This window comes from Gallaecimonas xiamenensis 3-C-1 (assembly GCF_000299915.1).
Taxonomy (GTDB): domain Bacteria; phylum Pseudomonadota; class Gammaproteobacteria; order Enterobacterales; family Gallaecimonadaceae; genus Gallaecimonas; species Gallaecimonas xiamenensis.
The window spans coordinates 18,208-34,515 of record NZ_AMRI01000035.1 but is presented as its reverse complement, the minus strand read 5'-3'; the positions used below and the strand labels follow the sequence as shown (position 1 = coordinate 34,515).

The 16,308-nt window shown below is 60.3% G+C and carries 16 protein-coding genes; 6 read left to right on the top strand and 10 right to left on the bottom strand.

What is annotated here, in order from left to right; all coding sequences use genetic code 11:
• The first annotated feature begins 42 nt into the window (after positions 1 to 42).
• Positions 43 to 411: a thiol-disulfide oxidoreductase DCC family protein gene (locus tag B3C1_RS20880; protein WP_008486561.1), complete on the top strand. Its 369-nt coding sequence runs from the start codon at positions 43 to 45 to the stop codon at positions 409 to 411.
• A gap of 28 nt (positions 412 to 439) precedes the next feature.
• Here the strand turns inward: B3C1_RS20880 and B3C1_RS17890 are convergent, their stop codons facing one another.
• From B3C1_RS17890 to B3C1_RS17855, 7 genes are all read right to left on the bottom strand, one after another.
• Complete coding sequence (locus B3C1_RS17890) at positions 440 to 967, bottom strand: tetratricopeptide repeat protein (RefSeq protein ID WP_008486560.1); 528 nt, start codon at positions 965 to 967, stop codon at positions 440 to 442.
• A gap of 136 nt (positions 968 to 1,103) precedes the next feature.
• Entirely contained in the window at positions 1,104 to 2,705 is a 1,602-nt protein-coding gene (locus tag B3C1_RS17885) for an ABC-F family ATPase (RefSeq protein WP_008486559.1), read from the bottom strand.
• A 116-nt stretch (positions 2,706 to 2,821) separates the two neighbouring features.
• Positions 2,822 to 3,682 (bottom strand): hypothetical protein, encoded by an 861-nt coding sequence (locus tag B3C1_RS17880; RefSeq protein ID WP_008486558.1) that lies wholly within the window; start codon positions 3,680 to 3,682, stop codon positions 2,822 to 2,824.
• A gap of 216 nt (positions 3,683 to 3,898) precedes the next feature.
• Positions 3,899 to 4,726, bottom strand: a complete 828-nt coding sequence (locus B3C1_RS17875; protein ID WP_008486557.1) for a DUF2726 domain-containing protein — start codon at positions 4,724 to 4,726, stop codon at positions 3,899 to 3,901.
• An 83-nt stretch (positions 4,727 to 4,809) separates the two neighbouring features.
• The gene (locus tag B3C1_RS17870) at positions 4,810 to 5,220 is read right to left on the bottom strand and encodes a hypothetical protein (protein ID WP_008486556.1); all 411 of its coding nucleotides are present in this window, start codon (positions 5,218 to 5,220) and stop codon (positions 4,810 to 4,812) included.
• A 509-nt stretch (positions 5,221 to 5,729) separates the two neighbouring features.
• Positions 5,730 to 6,767: a sensor domain-containing diguanylate cyclase gene (locus B3C1_RS17860; protein WP_008486553.1), complete on the bottom strand. Its 1,038-nt coding sequence runs from the start codon at positions 6,765 to 6,767 to the stop codon at positions 5,730 to 5,732.
• A 22-nt stretch (positions 6,768 to 6,789) separates the two neighbouring features.
• Complete coding sequence (locus B3C1_RS17855) at positions 6,790 to 7,839, bottom strand: metalloprotease (protein ID WP_008486552.1); 1,050 nt, start codon at positions 7,837 to 7,839, stop codon at positions 6,790 to 6,792.
• Between the two features lie 75 nt (positions 7,840 to 7,914).
• Here B3C1_RS17855 and B3C1_RS19565 point away from each other — a divergent pair, with 75 nt between their 5' ends.
• Entirely contained in the window at positions 7,915 to 10,188 is a 2,274-nt protein-coding gene (locus B3C1_RS19565; protein ID WP_008486551.1) for a putative bifunctional diguanylate cyclase/phosphodiesterase, read from the top strand.
• Here the strand turns inward: B3C1_RS19565 and B3C1_RS17845 are convergent.
• The gene (locus B3C1_RS17845; protein WP_008486550.1) at positions 10,175 to 11,431 is read right to left on the bottom strand and encodes an NAD(P)/FAD-dependent oxidoreductase; all 1,257 of its coding nucleotides are present in this window, start codon (positions 11,429 to 11,431) and stop codon (positions 10,175 to 10,177) included. The genes B3C1_RS19565 and B3C1_RS17845 overlap by 14 nt on opposite strands.
• Positions 11,432 to 11,607: 176 nt before the next feature.
• Here B3C1_RS17845 and B3C1_RS19560 point away from each other — a divergent pair, with 176 nt between their 5' ends.
• Positions 11,608 to 12,252, top strand: a complete 645-nt coding sequence (locus B3C1_RS19560; protein ID WP_008486549.1) for a COG3650 family protein — start codon at positions 11,608 to 11,610, stop codon at positions 12,250 to 12,252.
• 26 nt (positions 12,253 to 12,278) lie between these two features.
• Here the strand turns inward: B3C1_RS19560 and ygfZ are convergent, their stop codons facing one another.
• The gene (ygfZ, locus tag B3C1_RS17835) at positions 12,279 to 13,241 is read right to left on the bottom strand and encodes a tRNA-modifying protein YgfZ (RefSeq protein WP_008486547.1); all 963 of its coding nucleotides are present in this window, start codon (positions 13,239 to 13,241) and stop codon (positions 12,279 to 12,281) included.
• Between the two features lie 123 nt (positions 13,242 to 13,364).
• On the opposite strand from ygfZ, the gene B3C1_RS17830 reads away from it, so the two are divergent.
• Positions 13,365 to 13,628: an FAD assembly factor SdhE gene (locus B3C1_RS17830; protein ID WP_008486546.1), complete on the top strand. Its 264-nt coding sequence runs from the start codon at positions 13,365 to 13,367 to the stop codon at positions 13,626 to 13,628.
• Positions 13,603 to 13,959, top strand: coding sequence for a hypothetical protein (locus B3C1_RS17825; RefSeq protein ID WP_008486545.1), 357 nt, complete (start codon positions 13,603 to 13,605; stop codon positions 13,957 to 13,959). Before B3C1_RS17830 ends, B3C1_RS17825 begins: the two co-directional genes overlap by 26 nt.
• On the opposite strand, the gene nadB is transcribed toward B3C1_RS17825, so the two are convergent.
• Entirely contained in the window at positions 13,931 to 15,538 is a 1,608-nt protein-coding gene (gene nadB / locus B3C1_RS17820; RefSeq protein WP_008486544.1) for an L-aspartate oxidase, read from the bottom strand. The genes B3C1_RS17825 and nadB overlap by 29 nt on opposite strands.
• Before the next feature lie 180 nt (positions 15,539 to 15,718).
• On the opposite strand from nadB, the gene rpoE reads away from it, so the two are divergent.
• A complete protein-coding gene (gene rpoE, locus B3C1_RS17815) occupies positions 15,719 to 16,303 on the top strand; it encodes an RNA polymerase sigma factor RpoE (protein WP_008486543.1) in 585 nt (194 codons plus the stop codon).
• Positions 16,304 to 16,308: the final 5 nt, after the last annotated feature.

Sequence of the window (16,308 nt, the reverse complement as noted above, 5' to 3'; positions counted from 1 at the left end):
AGAAGAAAAAAAAAAAAAAGCCAATAAAGGCGACCAGGGGCGATGATGACTGAAGTAGCGATAGTGTTAACGGTATTTTATGACGGCGGCTGTCCTCGCTGTCGCCGAGACCGGGCGAGCTTTGAGCGCTGGGCGCCGGAGGTAGGAGTGTATTGGTGCGACATCAACGGCCAGGAGACCAGGCTAAGGGCGGAAGGTATCGACCCGGCCCTGGCCCTTCGCAGCCTGCATGTGAAAGATGCTGAAGGTGCGCTTTGGCATGGCATGGAGGCCTACCGGCGACTTTTCGCTTTTATCTGGTGGTTAAGGCCGCTGGGTTGGTTGATTACCCGTTCTTGGGTTTCGCCTTGGCTGACCTGGCTTTACCGGCGCTGGGTCGACAGGCGATTGTGCCGCCAAGGCCGGGGATAAGGCTGCCGCCCAAGGCGGCAGCCGCAGCTCAGCTTTGTTGATCCCGTTGGGCCAGCAGGGCCAGGCGGTGTTTGGCGGCGGTCAGGCCTTGGGCGGCGGCCTTGTGGTAGTAATCGAAAGCCAGGGCTTTGTCTGGGGTGGCGCCAAAACCCAACTCGTGCAGGTAGCCAATCAGGAACTGACCCATGGGGTTGTTGGCGTCGGCGGCACGCTGGGCCCAGAAGGCGGCCTGGCGGTAATCGCGCTGACCGGAGGGGGCGGGCACCAGCAGGCGCTGGGCCTCGTCGGCCTGGGGCTGGGCAGGGCCGTTTTCCAAGGCGCAGAGGCTGTCCAGCCACTGGCCGTAGGCGGCGAGGAAGGCTTGGGCTTCGTTGTCGCCTTGTGCGGCGGCTTGGGCCAGCTGGGCTTTGGCCTGGGAAAACTGGTAGCTGTCCAGGGCCTGTTGCACAGGGCTGGGGGCAGCGTCGAAGGCGCTGATAGGTTGCGAAGTGGCGCAGCCGCCCAACAGGGCTGTCATCAGGGCCAATGCGGGCAGGGAAGAACGACGAAGGAACATGGTGACGGGCTCGGGTTATGGATGTAGTTAAAAAAAGCGACTGTCGGTGACAATGGCTTGAACCCTGAGAAGGGACACCCGGTAAGCCCTTGGTGGGGATAAAAAAACAGCGCCCTTGGGCGCTGTTTCTGTTGGCTTATCGCATCTCGTTGATGCCTTGGGCCTTGAGGTAGTCGTCGTAACTGCCCAGGTAATCCTTGATACCGGTGGGGGTCACCTCGATGATGCGGGTGGCCAGGGAGCTGACAAACTGGCGGTCGTGGGACACGAACAGCAGGGTGCCCTTGTAGTGTTCCAGGGCCAGGTTCAGGGCCTCGATGGACTCCATGTCCATGTGGTTGGTGGGCTCGTCCATCAACAGGATGTTGGGCTTGTGCATCATCAGCTTGCCAATGAGCATACGGCCCTGCTCACCACCGGACAGCACCTTGACCTTCTTCTTGATGTCGTTCTGGCTAAACAGCATGCGGCCAAGGGCGGCGCGCAGGGTCTGCTCGTCGTCCCCTTCCTGCTGCCACTGGGCCATCCAGTCCATCAGGTTGGTGTCCATGGCGAAATCTTCGGCGTGATCCTGGGCGTAGAAGCCGATGTTGGCGTTCTCGGACCATTTGATGGCGCCGTCTTTGGGCTCCATGACCCCGGCCAGGGTGTTCAACAGGGTGGATTTACCCACACCGTTGGCACCGATGATGGCGATGCGCTCGCCCACTTCCACGCTAAGTTTAAAGTCTTTGAACAGCAGCTCGCCGTCGTAGCCCTGGGCCAGGTTTTCCACCTGCAGCGCCTGGCGATAGAGTTGTTTGGCCTGCTCGAAGCGAATAAAGGGGCTCTGGCGGGAAGAAGGCTTCACTTCTTCCAGTTGGATTTTATCAATCAGCTTGGCGCGGCTGGTGGCCTGCTTGGCTTTGGAGGCGTTGGCCGAGAAGCGGCTAACGAAGGTCTGCAGCTCGGCGATTTGCGCTTTCTTCTTGGCGTTGTCGGCCAACAGGCGCTCGCGGGTCTGCTCGGCGGCGGTCATGTATTCGTCGTAGTTGCCCGGATAGAGGCGCAGCTCACCGTAGTCCATGTCCGCCATGTGGGTGCACACCTGGTTTAAGAAGTGGCGGTCGTGGGAAATGATGATCATGGTGGAGTCGCGCTCGGTGAGCACCCCTTCGAGCCAACGGATGGTGTGGATGTCCAAGTTGTTGGTCGGTTCGTCCAGCAGCATCACGTCGGGGTCGGAGAACAGCACCTGGGCCAGCAGCACCCGTACCTTGAGGCCGGGGGCGACGGCGGCCATCAGGCCGTAGTGTTGCTCCAGCGGTATGCCCAGACCCAGCAGCAGTTCACCGGCACGGGCTTCGGCGCTATAGCCGTCCATCTCGGCAAACTGCACTTCAAGGTCGGCCACCTTCATGCCGTCTTCTTCGCTCATATCCGGCAGGCTGTAAATGCGGTCGCGCTCGGCCTTGATGGCCCACAGCTCGGCATGGCCCATCACCACGGTGTCGATAACGGAAAAGTCTTCGAAGGCAAACTGGTCCTGGCCCAGTTTGGCCATGCGGGTATGGGGCGCCAGGGAGACGTTACCGCCGCTCGGTTCCAGCTCGCCGGTGAGGATCTTCATGAAGGTGGACTTACCACAGCCGTTGGCACCGATCAGGCCATAACGGTTGCCCTCACCAAACTTGACGGAGATGTTTTCGAAAAGCGGCTTGTCGCCGAACTGCATGGTGATATTGGCGGTGGTCAGCACTCTGGGATACCCCTTAGTTAATAAGGGGCGCAAGCCTACTGACTTTGTGTGACAGGAGCAATGGCCCTGGCGGAATTTTGGCCAAGAAAAAGGCGCCTAAGGCGCCTAGTATAGGGCTATCGTACGAATACCATCAAAGTACCGTTGTAAGAAACTATGCCGAAGTTTTGGCGTACCCACAGTTTGTAGGCTGTTGAGTAAGAGTAGAGATTGCCTTGAGTTTTGCTGCTGTCAGAAGGGTGGCCGACCATGGTGTAGTCTGTATTGTTGGCATCACAACCTGAATTTTCGGCATGCACCAACTTAGGTGAGCTAAGGTCGTCGACTAATGGAACACAGAAACTGGGGTTACTTGCTTCTGCAATATTCATAATTCCCCATAGGTTTGTGGCTGGCTGCAGGAAAAGGACCTCAGAGGATTTCCGCTTCAGTTCAACCCAGAGTTCTGGCTGCAAGTACTGTTCGCTGTCTATGGACGTAATGCTTGTGACAGCTTCTCGAGGATTGGCAGTATTGCGCACTGCCACCAATTGCCAGCCGCCACCATCGATCTCGGCATTGCAGTAATAGCCGTTAAACCAGCCAGTTTCGGTGGCGGCGTTACAATCGCCACCATTTTGGTCATCGTCACCGGCGGTGAGGTTGAAGTCGCCGGCATTGCCTTGACTGTCATACCAGTTGCCTTTGTATTGCGTACCTTGAACCTGCTTACCCAGGTAGTAGGCGGTATTGCCGTCAGTATTGATATCGAACTGGATAAGGGCATTGTCGTGCAGGTAGTTGCCTTTCAGGACAGTCGTAGCATCGGTATGGGCAAAGCCCTGGTTTTGTACCTGCAAAGGCAGGCTAAGGTGCTGGGCCGTGGCCGAGTCCACTTGGCCGTCAACCAAGGTATCTTGGGATAATTGAAAAGGGGTTTCGGCGGCAAAGGCCGAGGAGGACAGCAAGGCAGCTGCCAAAAGGGATAATGCTTTCATTGGCTCTCCATAGACAAAGGATTAAAGGCTAGGTCAATGCCTGCCAACCTCAGGGCCTGGAGCCAGTTGTCTTCCCTTTCGTGCAAGATGCCAGCCCGACCCTGGGCTGCTTGTTAAAAGCGACCATATCCTAATGAAGCTTGTGAAGATTCTATCGCCATTGGTGTGAATTTGGGGCGTAAAAAAGCCGGGCAAGACCCGGCTTGATGTTGCTTTTTATCTTGTGGCCCTCAAGGTAAATAGGCCCTCTGTGACCACTTCCTTGTCCTTAATACTTGCCTGCAATACCGGCTTGTCGGCGGTTTCTTCCTTGATGGGTTGTACCGTCTTGCAAAGGGGATAAGCCGAGCAGGCCCAGAAACTTTGGCCTTCGTATTTGCCTTTGGCGACCTTGCGCTTTTGCATCACGGCGTTGCACTTGGGGCAAAGCCGCTCTCCTTTGGGCAGGGGGGCCAGGGCGCTGATGGGAGGCAGGCTGACTTCCTGGGTACGCTCTTGTCTTTCTTCTGACGCCTCGACGGCCCGTACCGGGGCCTGAGGGGGGAGACGGTTAAGGCGCTTTTCGATATGGGCCCGAAGATGCAGGGCATCGAGGCTAGGGTCGTCTTTTACCACCAGAAGCGGCAAACCGATTTGATCGCAGATCCGCACCAGCTCTGCATCCCTTTTGCGCCGGGCGCGGTTGGGGTTGCTGGCTTCCCTTTCCACCACCATTGCCACGCTCAGATCCGGGTAGCAAAGCACAAAGTCCAGGCGTTTGGCGCAAATGCGTTCAAACACCCGCTGGTAATCGCTGCCTTTGAATCTGGGCTGGACGCCAATCACATCGGCCCAACGCACTTTGGTAAAGGCCCTGAAGTCTTCGCCACAGGCGCTGTCCAAGCGCCGCAGAAAAAGCACTTCCTCTTCGCTCAGCAGGGGCTGGCGCTCAAAGGGCCGGCGCATACGCAGCCGGCGCCACAGGTACAACAGCAGTGACAGGGCGAAAAAGCCGGCCGCAGCCAGCAGGAAGGGAAGCAGGAAATTCAGTTCATCGCTCAACATGGGGTATTACCGATAATCGCCATAAGCCCGATCTTAACCGGGCCTGACTGTCATTTTGCTGAGAAAAGCCGCAGGGGAGCGGCTTAGGGAAGTTGGGCGCGGAATTTTTGCATCTGATCCAGGATCTGCAGGCGGATCCAGTGGGGAAAATGCTGGGTGCGCACCAGGTAGCGGTTGCCGTTGGTGTAGATAAACCAGGCCGGTACCCTGGAGCTACCTACCGACTCGATACGGGTGATCTCGTCCTTTTGCAGCAGGACCCGCCCACGGGGGTAGCGGATCTCCAGGCTGACCTCATCAAAGCACAGGCCACGGACATTCTTGTCCATAAACCAACGTACCAGTAGAAAAAGCCCCAGGCTGGCCGCCAATACCACTAAGGTACCTCTAAGCGGGATCTGCTGGTTATTAAGGATCACGGCAGCTATTGCCAGTGCAAAAATACCGACCGCCTGACCGACATAGAATTTATCCGAGCCTTTAAAAGTGCGCATGACGCTATTCTTCTATATCAAGATCGCCACCGGCCTACTGCCTGCCAAGCCTCTTGGCGATGTGATTATCTTCTCCCGGCACAGAGCCGGAGTGTTCGGGTCTAAGATGGCCTTGACCATCTGCCCACCAGCCCCGCTCTCAGATCCTCTTATCCTTGAGGCTTTCATCAGCAGGTTCTTAAGTGCAAGGAGCATGCCGCTCAAAAACTGAGCTGTCAATAAGCAACCTATTGTTTGCCAAAAGGGTTTTTACCATGTGCGGCACAGGTCACGAATTGAACGCCGTCATTAAAGATCTGGCGACCTTTTGGTCGAAGATCTGAATCCCTTTATGGAAAAGGTTTTTGCCGTCAGGGCCTTAGCCAGGCCAAAGGAGGGAAAAGCGCGATGTGTGCGGTTTCCTGAAAAGAACGGCGTCCTTGCCAGATCAGGGAACGAAACCAGGTCAGCTTAAGGGCCCTATGGCAGTGACAACAGGGCGTCTTTTTGGTTAAGGAAATGATAACTGCTTAGCCGACTTGTTGCTGGCGGGCAGACCAACGGCCACGGCCGCCTTTTTTGCTGTCGTAGAGGGCGTCGTCAGCCAGGGCGGTCAGGGCGTCCAGGTCCAAATCGTTGCTGCTGGCCACCCCTATGCTGAGGCTAAGGGGGAGCAGGGTGCCGTCCGGCAGAAGGCAAGGCTCGGCCATCACCCCATCGAGTACCCTTTTGGCCAGGTGCTGTGCCTCGGCTTCGGGGCAGCCCCCCAGGTAGACCAGGAATTCGTCACCGCCCAGCCGCACGACTATGTCACTGCTGCGCAGCAGGTGGTTCAGGCGGGCTACTATCTCTACCAGCACGGCGTCTCCTACGTCATGGCCGTGCTCGTCATTTATCTGCTTGAAGCGGTCTACATCCACCAACATCAAGGAGGTAACCAGGCTGTCGTGCCGGCGTCGGTTGATCTCCGGGGCCAGCTGCTCGGTAAGCAGCCGGCGGGTCCAGGCGCCGGTCATGGGGTCGGTCAGGGCGTCGCGGCGGGCGTTGTCCAGCTGCAATTGCAGATCCAGGTGGCGGTGGGCCATGGCGCTCAGGCGGATTTCGTTCTCGACCCAGGAGGCCAGGCTGGCCAGGGTATCCATATCCTCGTCGCTAAAGGCCCGGGGTTTGTCGGCAAAGACGCAGAGGGTGCCCAGTACCTGCCCCTCAAAGTAGACGGGGTAGCCGGCGTAGAAACGGATAAAGGGATGGCCGGTCACCAGAGGGTTGTCGAAAAAGCGCGGATCGTCCTTGGTGTCTTTGACGATAAGGGGCGCCGACTGGGCTACGGCGTGGCCACAAAAGGAGGTTTTGCGCGGCAATGCCTGGGCCTCAAGGCCATCTTTGGCTTTGAACCATTGTTCGTCCTTGGCGACCAGGGAAATCAGGGCGGTATTGCTTTTGAACAGGCGCTTGGCCAGCCGGGCCACCCTGTCAAAGCGCGGGTCTGGCCGGCTTCTTAGCAACCCGGACCTGTCCAGGGCCGCCAGGCGCTGCTCGTCATTGCTGGGGATAGGGGCTTCTAACATTCCCACTCTCTAACTTTGTCGTTTAAGACGACAGTATCAAATGTGGGATCTCGGTCCCAGGGAGACCACTGTCGGCCATGACCATCAGTATGCCTAATAATGGCAGCAGCACGGCCAGATACCAGGCCGCCGATACCACCATAGCCCATTTATCCATGGGTGCCTGGCTACTGGGCGCCTTTCTTTCTCCCAGCAGGTCCATAACCCCGGCCACCAGCAATATGCTCAGCAGCAGCAGGCCAAAATACAGGCTCAAGGCAAAACCCAGGGCGGAGAAGGCCAGCACGGCGTAGAAGGCGGCCTTTTTCTGGGTGGAGGCCATGGCGGCTTTGAGTACCCGGCCGCCGTCCAGAGGGTGGATGGGCAGCAGGTTGAAGAGGTTCAAGAAGGCCCCCAGGGTCAGTACAGCCCCCAGCCAGGGTATGCCGGTCAGCCAATAGAGGGCCCCGGTAACCAGGCACAACAGTAAGCCAAAGCTGGGGCCGGCCAGGGCCACATAGACTTCCTGCCATTGAGTCTTAAATTGCTCTGCCGACACCGCCGCCCCGCCAAAGAAGGGGATGAGGTAAATGCCCTTGGTGGGAATGTGGAAGCGGTGCATGGCCTTGAGATGGCCGTATTCGTGGAACACCAATATGGCAATCAGGGCCAGGGCTATCTTCCAGTCGAACAGGTAGGCATAAGAGGCAAAGCTGGCGCCAGCCAGGGCTACCTTGATGGCTGACACGCTCTTGAACAGCTTAAGGCCAAGGGCCAGCCAGCCAAAGCCTTTGCCATGGCCTGTCTCGGCCGGGTCTATGGGGGGCACGGGTCGCTGGTCAAGGTCGTCCGGCAGGGGAGCCTGGCCCTGCTGCTGGGTGACGCCGTCGGCGCTCAGCGCAAAGCGGTACAAGCCCTGTTCCAAGGACAGCTGCAGTTGCCACTCCTTACCGGCCAGGGCGAAGCGGTGTTCGGTGTTGTCGCCCGGGATCTTGCGCACGCTGACCGGTTTGTCGTCCACGTATAACTGTTCCAATCCCTGGGTGCGGGCCAGGGTGAAGGTATGGCCGGAGGCATTAAATGTAAGCAACATTGTTAGGTACTACAGCTCAGGTTAAAAACATGTTTATCTAGAGAGGCGGATAAACCTAGCCAGATTGTTAAGCCGATGCCAGAGCGCAGCCACAATAACGATAACAACCGATCTGCCAAGGGACTGGGCCCTCTGGGCATAGTCCTGCTCTACTCTCTGCTGGCCCTCGGGTGGATCTGGGGGTCGGACAGCCTCAGCCTGTACTGGTTTGGCGACGTCCCCTGGGTGCAAACCTGGAAGGGTAGCCTGTTTGTACTGGTCACGGCGGTGTTGCTCTACAGGCTGATCCTCAGCTATGCCAGGCGCCAGCGCCAGGCTCTGGCTGGGCAGCTACGCCAAGCCCGATGTTACCGGGCCCTTTTTGACGAACATCCCCTGGCCATCTGGCTGGTGGACGAAGCCCACAGGGTATTGCAATGCAATGACAAGGCAGCAGCCCTTGCCCCCACAACCCATACCCTTGACCTGATTTTTGCCCCTGAGTTCAGGGAAGCGGCCAACAAATTGCTGGATGAAGGCCTGGCCGATCAGCACCCAGCCTTGGCGGAAATGACCCTGGCTGGTCAGGGACAAAGGGTGGAAGTCTTGGTGCGCCGGGTGCCCTTTGGTGAGCAGGAAGCGCTGTTGGTGGCCGCCGTTGACCGCAGTCGCGAGCGCCAGGCTCAGGCCAAGCTGGCGGACAACGAACGGCTGATGCGCGAATTGGTGTCGCGCCTGCCCCAGGTGTTCTGGAGTTATGACGTGCGGGCCAACCGCATCGATTATGTTTCCCCCCGTTATGAGGATCTCACTGGCCGCTCCTTGGAGCGGCTGCGCCAGGACCCCATGGATTGGCTCCAGGCCATAGTACCCACCGACCGCGACGCCGTCAGGCAAGTGGTGGAGCAGGGACTTAGGGTGCAGGGAGAAACCGAACTGGAATACCGTATCCAGATGCAGGACGGCGGCGAGCGCTGGATCAAGGACAACGCCTACCCCATCCTCGACGACGCCGGCGTCACGGTACGGGTGGCGGGCACCATGACCGACGTCACCGAAAGCCGCACCCAAAAGAGCCGTATCTGGCACCTGTCCCACCATGATCTGCTGACCGGCCTGGCCAACAGGGTGCTGCTGCGTCAAAACCTGCAGCAGTGGTTGCGCCAGGGCCGTACCGGCTTCTTATGCCAGCTGGATCTCGACAGGTTCAAGAACATCAATGAAACCCTGGGGCACCACACCGGTGACCAGGTGCTAAGCCAACTGGCCCAGCGCCTGGAGCAGGCCTACGGTGGTGAACTGCTGGTGGCCAGGGTCGGGGGCGACGAGTTCATGCTGGCCGGCGCCCACAGCCTCAGCGATGAGGAATTGGATAGCCTGGTAAGCCACTTGCACCAGTTGATGGCCCAACCGGTGATCCTCGACGGCGAGCGCCACGTGCTGACCCACAGCGCCGGTCTGGTGCGCTATCCCCAGGACGGTCAGTCGGTGGAAGCCCTGCTGCGGCGGGTGGAAGTGGCCATGTACGCCGCCAAGCAGGCCGGGCGCGACTGTCACCGCTTTTTCACCGAGGCCCTGGCTGGGCCCAGTATCGATGTGGTGCGCATGGAGAACCGGTTGCGTACCGCCCTGGACAACGACGAGTTCGAACTCTACTACCAGCCCCAGTTTTGCCTGAAGGAGCACCGGTTGGTGGCAGTGGAGGCCCTGATCCGCTGGCGCCAGGGTGACACGCTGGTGCCCCCTTCCGAATTCGTGCCGCTGCTGGAAGAAACCGGCCTTATCCGCCCTGTGGGGCGCTGGGTGCTGGCCAGCGCCATTGCCCAGTTGGCCGCCTGGCGCCAGCAGTGGCCCAGGCTGTCCATGGCGGTCAACGTTTCGGCGCTGCAATTTGAAGACGAGGGCTTGGCAGACTTTATCGCCGAGCACCTGGAACAGCAGGGCATAGCCGGGGAATTCATGGAGCTGGAATTGACCGAGGGGGCCTTGCTTCGTGACCCGGCCAAGGCCCAGTGCTTTTTGACCAAGATCCGCGCCAAGGGCATGCGCCTGGCGGTGGATGACTTCGGTACCGGCTTTTCAAGCCTGTCCCATCTTCAACATTTTGCTCCCGAAGTGTTGAAGCTGGACCGCAGTTTTGTGCAGGAGATGGCGTCGGATCCCAGGGCCGTCAAGCTGGTCAGCGGTGTGGTGACCCTGGCCCATGGCCTGGATATCGAAGTGGTGGCAGAAGGGGTGGAAGATGCCCAAGCCGTGGCTCTGCTTAAGGGCATGGGCTGTGACTGGATCCAGGGCTTTTACGTGGGCCGGCCTGTGCCGGCCCATTCCCTGGACCCAGTGGAGGGAGTGCGCCGCCTCAATGCAGCTTGAGGCGGGGCCTGACCCAGCCGTTGAGCTTGTCGGCAATCATCAGCCCCAAGGTGCGCCAGAAGCCGAACAGGGCCAGCTGGTGTTTGCGGTACAGGGAGATGTACATCCAGCGGGCCAGGTGCCCCTCGACAAAGAGGGTGCCTTTGGCCAGGCTGCCCATCAGGCCGCCCACGGCGCTGTGCTCGGCCAGTGACACCAAAGAGCCGTAATCCTGGTAGACGAAGCTGTCGTCGAAACGCTCGCCCTTAATGAGCGCCCCCAGGCATTTATTGAGGTAGATGGCCTGCTGGTTGGCGGCCTGGGCCCGGGGCGGGGCGGCGTCGCAGCAATCCCCTAGGGCATAGATATGTTCATCCGAGGTGCGTAGCTGGCCGTTCACCACCAACTGGTTGCGCCTGGACACCTCCAGCCCCAGCTGGCCTACCCAGTCGGCGCCTTTGATGCCGGCGGCCCAGACCAGCAGGTCGGCCTCCACCCGCTCGTCCCCTTCCAGCACGAAGGCATCCTTGGTGGCTTCCACCACCTTGGCGCTGGTGCGCACCTTGACCCCCAACTTGTTGAGTTCCCGCTGCGCCTTGGCGGCGATACGCTCGTTAAGGGCGGGCAGGATGCGGGGGCCGGCTTCCAACAGGGTCAAATCCAGGCTCAAATGCTTGGCGCCATAGTGGCGGAACACTCGCTCGGCACTGTGCAATTCGGCGGACAACTCCACACCTGTGGCGCCAGCGCCGACTATGGCTATGCTCAGCTGCTGGGGAGTGTCGCTCAGGGTTTGCTGTTGAACCTTGGCCAGCAGATGGTCGTGGTAGACATTGGCCTGTTCGGGGCCGTCCAGGAAGAAGGCATGGTCGGCCACCCCGGGGGTACCGAAATCGGCGCTTTGGCTGCCTACCGCCATCACTAGCAGGTCGTAATGGAGCTGTTGGTTACGGGTCAGGAAGCGGCCTTTGCCGTCGCGGGTGGGGGCCAGGGTCAGCTGGCGGTTGTCTCTGTCCAGCTCGGTGAGCTGGCCTTGGACAAACTGGAAGCCGTTGAGGCGGGCCAGGTTCAGGTAGTCGGCGCCCCCCAGTTCCGGGTTGAAGGAACCGGTGGCCACCTCATGGAGCAGGGGTTTCCAGACATGCTGGCGGTGCTGGTCAATGAGCAGCACCTGGGCCAGGTGCTTTTTGCCCACACTGCGGCCCAGACGACAGGCCAGTTCCAGGCCGCCTGCGCCGCCCCCGACTATCACAATGCGCTTCATAGACGCCTCCTTGGGTTGACCCTACTTTAACAAAGCCAACTTACTGGCCGTAAGGGAAAAATGGCTTCTTTATGCACCATTTTCCCTGGGGTAAATGGGTGGTTTAGCGGCTGTTGTCAGCCTGGGTTGAACCGGGGGCAATAAGGTTGCCAAAAGGCAAGGAGAGGGAGGCAAAGATGAACAAGTTCAGCTGGCCGCTGCTGGCTCTGGCGCTCACCGCCTGCAACGACGCCAACCAGGGGCGGACTGTGACCGCCAAAGCACCGGAACCACCAGACCTGTCGGAACGCACCCCAAGCCCACACCAGCTCAGCCTGTTTCATTGCAATAGCACCACCCTGGTGCTGGAAGTCGAAGGGGGTCAGGCCAGGCTGTACCTGGACGGCCAGGCGCAACAGGTCAGCCCCGTTGCCGGTGGTTTTGGTAATGACACACTGCGCTTTACCTTGAACGCCGAAGGCGGTCAGCTCAGTACCCCCGAGGGCCAGGACAGCTGCCAAAGGGACCTGAGTGCCACTCCCTGGGACCTGGCCCGCAACCGGGGCGTGGAGTTCAGGGCCCTTGGCAATGAGCCGGGTTGGAGCCTGGAGATCGGTGCCAAGGGGCTGTTGTTGTCCACAGACTATGGCCAGCGCACCCTGAGTGGCAAGACTGAGCCATACCAAGACGGTGCCATCACTTATTACAAGGCAGAGCTGTTTGAGGTGGCACTGAGCCCCGGGCCCTGCAGTGACGACATGAGCGGCGAGGAGTTTGACACCCAAGTCCAGGTCAGGTTGGACGGGCAAGTGCTGAGGGGCTGTGGTAACAGCCTTAAATAAAAAGGCCGCCCTGGGGGCGGCCTTAGTCATACCAGTTGCAGTTGGCTGTCCGGGGCGTCTTTGACCCGAAAACGGCTGTCGGCTTCCAGATCGTTGGCGGCCACCGCCAACAGGCGCAGCTCCCCTTCGGCAAAACGGTAGGCGCTCACTACGATGCCGCCCCGGCGAAAGCTTTCCCCCAGTTGCAGCTCCAGTTCGTCACCGGCCTTGGGGGTGGCTTCGGCGCTGCCCACCAGTTGCCAAAGGGCCCGCTTGTTGCCGCCGCGAAAATGCATGCGCGCCACCACTTCCTGGCCTATGTAGCAGCCCTTTTCAAAGCTGATGCCACCCAGTTTGTCCAGGTTCATCTGCTGGGGAATGTATTCCCCTTGCAGGGCGGCCGGCAGCCAGGGAGTACCGGCCAGAACGTCCAGTCCTTGCCAGGCGGCCGGTTCAAACCAGTCGCCGTCAAGCTTGGCAACCACTTCGGCCATGGCGTTTGGCGCCAGGGCCAGCACCAGGCGCTGGGCGTCGAGGCGCAGCAGCAGGCCGCCGTCCAGTTGGCTGACGCCGCCCGCTTCACCGGGCACGGTAAGGCCGGCCTTGGCCAGGGCCCCATTAGCCTGGCTACCGGCCAGGCCCAGCAGCAACAGCTGGTCGCTGGCGTCAGTCAGGGTCACCTTGTTGAAGACGGCAAACTTGGCCATGCCCGGAAGCTGGCTGGCCACGGCGTCACGGGCCTGGAGCAGCAGCAGGTCGTCCCCTTGCCAGGCCAGGGTGAACATGCCCAGCATCTTGCCCTTGGGGTCGCACTGGGCGGCCAGGGTGGCTTTGTCTTTGGGCAGTTGCTTGAGGTCAGCGGTGATCTGCCCTTGCAGGAACTTCTCGGCTTCGCTGCCGGCCAGCCGTACCAGGCCCCATTGGGTCATGGGCACCAGCGCCAGCGGCGGCAGGGCCAGGGGCAGGGGCTGGCTAGGCAGGGTCTCGAGGATGGATTGCCAGGATGACATCAATAACCTCCTTTTGTCGTTGCCGCCATCATACTGCAAGGGGGCCCCTGGGCTGAATAGGCTGCGCTTGCGAGATCAAGCAGGTAAACTTGCCGCCATGGATCTTTGCCGGAGTCATGTTCAATGACAGATAGAATCACCAAATCCCGCCTCAAGTGGGCGTGCCGCCGCGGCATGCTGGAGCTGGACGTGTTGTTCGAACCCTTCGTGGAAGAGGCTTATGACGATCTGAGCGACCAGGACAAGCTGACCTTCGAGCGGCTGCTGACCCAGGACGACCCGGATCTGTTCGCCTGGGTGATGGGCCACCAGGTGTGCCCGGACCCGGAACTGGCCGCCATGGTCAAGTTCATGATTGACCGTGTCCACGCCCGTATCCAGTCATAACCTGCTGATCTCCCCCTGGCGGTGGCGGCCCTGGCTGGACCGTGCGCCGCTGCTGCTGGTGGTGCCGGCCCTTTTTTGGCTGGGCTGGCCCGCCCTCTTGCTGCTTATTCCCCTGTGGTGGGTGCGTTTGCCCCCGGCCCCGGCCTTGTTGTGGCTGAACGAGGCGGGGCAGCTGCGCCTCGACGGCACCGCCGTCACCTTGCAGCGGGCAATGAAAAGCCCGCACCTGGTGATGTTCAGGGCGGGCGGCTATTGGTACTGGCTGTACCGGGCAGAATTGGGCGAGGCGGACTGGCGCCGCCTCAAACGTTGTCTGGGCGCAGCACCGTAGGGCCGGCATCCGGCAGCTGGTTTGGGTAGTCCAGGTTGTAGTGCAGGCCCCGCGACTCCTTCCTGTCCATGGCGCAGCGCACGATAAGCTCGGCTACCTGCACCAGGTTACGCAGCTCCAGCAGGTTGTTGGACACCCGGAAGTTGGCGTAGTAGTCGTGGATCTCCTGCTTGAGCAATTCGATGCGGTGCATGGCCCGCTCCAGGCGCTTGTTGGTGCGCACTATGCCCACGTAGTCCCACATGAACAGTCGCAGCTCGTGCCAGTTGTGGGCGATCACCACTTCCTCATCGGAATCGGTGACCTTGGACTCGTCCCAGGGCGGGGCCATGGGCAGCTCATCCAGGCTGGCCAGCTCCCCTTGGATCTGCTGGGCGGCGGCGTTGCCGAACACCAGGCATTCGAGCAGGGAGTTGGAGGCCATGCGGTTGGCGCCGTGCAGGCCGGTGTAGGCCACTTCCCCTATGGCGTAGAGGCCGGGCAGATCGGTCTGGCCGTTGAGGTCAGTCATCACGCCGCCACAGGTGTAGTGGGCGGCCGGCACCACCGGGATAGGCTCTTGGGTGATGTCGATGCCAAGGCCCTTGAGCTTCTCGTAAATGGTGGGGAAGTGCTTGGTGACGAAGTCCGGCGCCTTGTGGGAGATGTCCAGGTAGACGCAGTCGGCCCCCAGCTTTTTCATCTCGTGGTCAATGGCCCGGGCTACCACGTCCCTTGGCGCCAATTCGCCCATGTCATGGTACTGATCCATAAAGCGGCTGCCGTCGGGGCGGCGCAGTACGGCGCCTTCGCCGCGCAGGGCTTCTGTGACCAGGAAGTTCCTGGCCTGGGGGTGGTAGAGGCAGGTGGGGTGGAACTGGTTGAATTCCATGTTGGCCACCCGGCAGCCGGCCCGCCAGGCCATGGCGATACCATCACCCGAGGCCACGTCCGGGTTGGAGGTGTACTGGTACACCTTGGACGCGCCGCCGGTCGCCAGCACCACTGCCTTGGCCCGCACCGTCTCTACCCTGGCCTTGTTGCGGTTCCACACATAGGCGCCAAAGCAGCGGTCGCTGGCCAGGCCGAACTTGCGGCCGGTCAGCAAGTCCACGGCGTTGTGGGCTTCCAGCAGGGTGATGTTGGGGTGGCGGCGCACCTGTTCGACCAGGGTCACCTGCACCGCTCGGCCAGTGGCGTCGGCAGCGTGCAGGATACGCCTGTGGCTGTGGCCCCCTTCCCGGGTCAGGTGGTAACGGGATTCCCCGTCTGCCCCTTCTTCCTTGTCAAAAGGCACCCCGAGGGAGATCAGCCATTCCAAGGCGGCCTTGGCGTGGCTGGCGGTAAAGCGTACCGCTTCTACCTCACAGATGCCGCCACCGGCCACCAGGGTGTCGTCCACGTGGGAGTCGATGGTGTCGGTTTCGTCGAAGACGGCGGCAATACCACCCTGGGCATAGTAGGTGGAGCCTTCTTTGAGTGGGCCTTTGGCCAGGACCAGCACCTTGGCATGGTCGGCCAGTTTCAGGGCCAACGTCAGGCCGGCGGCACCGCTGCCGATGACCAGGACGTCACAGAGATGGTCAGTGTCTGCGTGCATACAGTATGATGGCGGGCAGGGCAAGTGACTGGATGCGGCGCAGTATCCCTCCAAAGTCGAGGGTGAGTCAAAAAGTTCAGGAAGCATTGAACTTCCCCAGAATGGCTGCGTCATAGAGGTGGCGCTTGTACCGAGTCACAACGCAGATTTGAGAAGAATATGTTGGGAGAACAGGCTCGGATGACTGAGCAGACCGTAGATAACGACCTGGCGCTCGTCGAGCGTGTCCAGCGTGGTGACAAACAGGCGTTCAATCTGCTGGTGGCCAAGTATCAGCACCGATTGGCCAACCTGGTCAGCCGTTATGTGAAGAACCAGGGTGATGTGCCGGACGTGGTCCAAGAGGCCTTTATCAAGGCTTACAGGGCATTACCCAACTTCCGTGGCGAGAGCGCCTTTTATACTTGGCTGTACCGCATTGCGGTCAACAGCGCCAAGAATTATCTGGTGGCCCAGGGCCGCCGCCCGCCCGCCAATGATGTGGATGCGGACGAAGCAGAATTTTACGACGGCGCCGATGCGCTGCGTGAGGTGGACAGCCCGGAGCGGATGTTGCTGTCCGAAGAGATCAAGAAGGTGGTGTTCGAAACCATAGAGTCCCTGCCGGACGACTTGCGTTCCGCCATCACCTTGCGAGAAATGGAAGGCCTCAGCTACGAGGAGATCGCCACCGTCATGGAATGCCCAGTGGGCACGGTACGGTCGCGGATCTTCAGGGCGCGTGAGGCCATCGACAAACGGCTGCAACCTTTGCTCAGGCGTTAAGGGTA

Excerpts from the sequence above, each read along its gene's own strand:
- B3C1_RS20880 (WP_008486561.1), top strand. The coding sequence starts at position 43 with ATGATGACTGAAGTAGCGATAGTGTTAACGGTATTTTATGACGGCGGC.
- B3C1_RS17890 (WP_008486560.1), bottom strand. The coding sequence starts at position 967 with ATGTTCCTTCGTCGTTCTTCCCTGCCCGCATTGGCCCTGATGACAGCC.
- B3C1_RS17880 (WP_008486558.1), bottom strand. The coding sequence starts at position 3,682 with ATGAAAGCATTATCCCTTTTGGCAGCTGCCTTGCTGTCCTCCTCGGCC.
- B3C1_RS17875 (WP_008486557.1), bottom strand. The coding sequence starts at position 4,726 with ATGTTGAGCGATGAACTGAATTTCCTGCTTCCCTTCCTGCTGGCTGCG.
- B3C1_RS17870 (WP_008486556.1), bottom strand. The coding sequence starts at position 5,220 with ATGCGCACTTTTAAAGGCTCGGATAAATTCTATGTCGGTCAGGCGGTC.
- B3C1_RS17860 (WP_008486553.1), bottom strand. The coding sequence starts at position 6,767 with ATGTTAGAAGCCCCTATCCCCAGCAATGACGAGCAGCGCCTGGCGGCC.
- B3C1_RS17855 (WP_008486552.1), bottom strand. The coding sequence starts at position 7,839 with ATGTTGCTTACATTTAATGCCTCCGGCCATACCTTCACCCTGGCCCGC.
- B3C1_RS19565 (WP_008486551.1), top strand. The coding sequence starts at position 7,915 with ATGCCAGAGCGCAGCCACAATAACGATAACAACCGATCTGCCAAGGGA.
- B3C1_RS17845 (WP_008486550.1), bottom strand. The coding sequence starts at position 11,431 with ATGAAGCGCATTGTGATAGTCGGGGGCGGCGCAGGCGGCCTGGAACTG.
- B3C1_RS19560 (WP_008486549.1), top strand. The coding sequence starts at position 11,608 with ATGAACAAGTTCAGCTGGCCGCTGCTGGCTCTGGCGCTCACCGCCTGC.
- ygfZ (WP_008486547.1), bottom strand. The coding sequence starts at position 13,241 with ATGTCATCCTGGCAATCCATCCTCGAGACCCTGCCTAGCCAGCCCCTG.
- B3C1_RS17830 (WP_008486546.1), top strand. The coding sequence starts at position 13,365 with ATGACAGATAGAATCACCAAATCCCGCCTCAAGTGGGCGTGCCGCCGC.
- nadB (WP_008486544.1), bottom strand. The coding sequence starts at position 15,538 with ATGCACGCAGACACTGACCATCTCTGTGACGTCCTGGTCATCGGCAGC.
- rpoE (WP_008486543.1), top strand. The coding sequence starts at position 15,719 with ATGACTGAGCAGACCGTAGATAACGACCTGGCGCTCGTCGAGCGTGTC.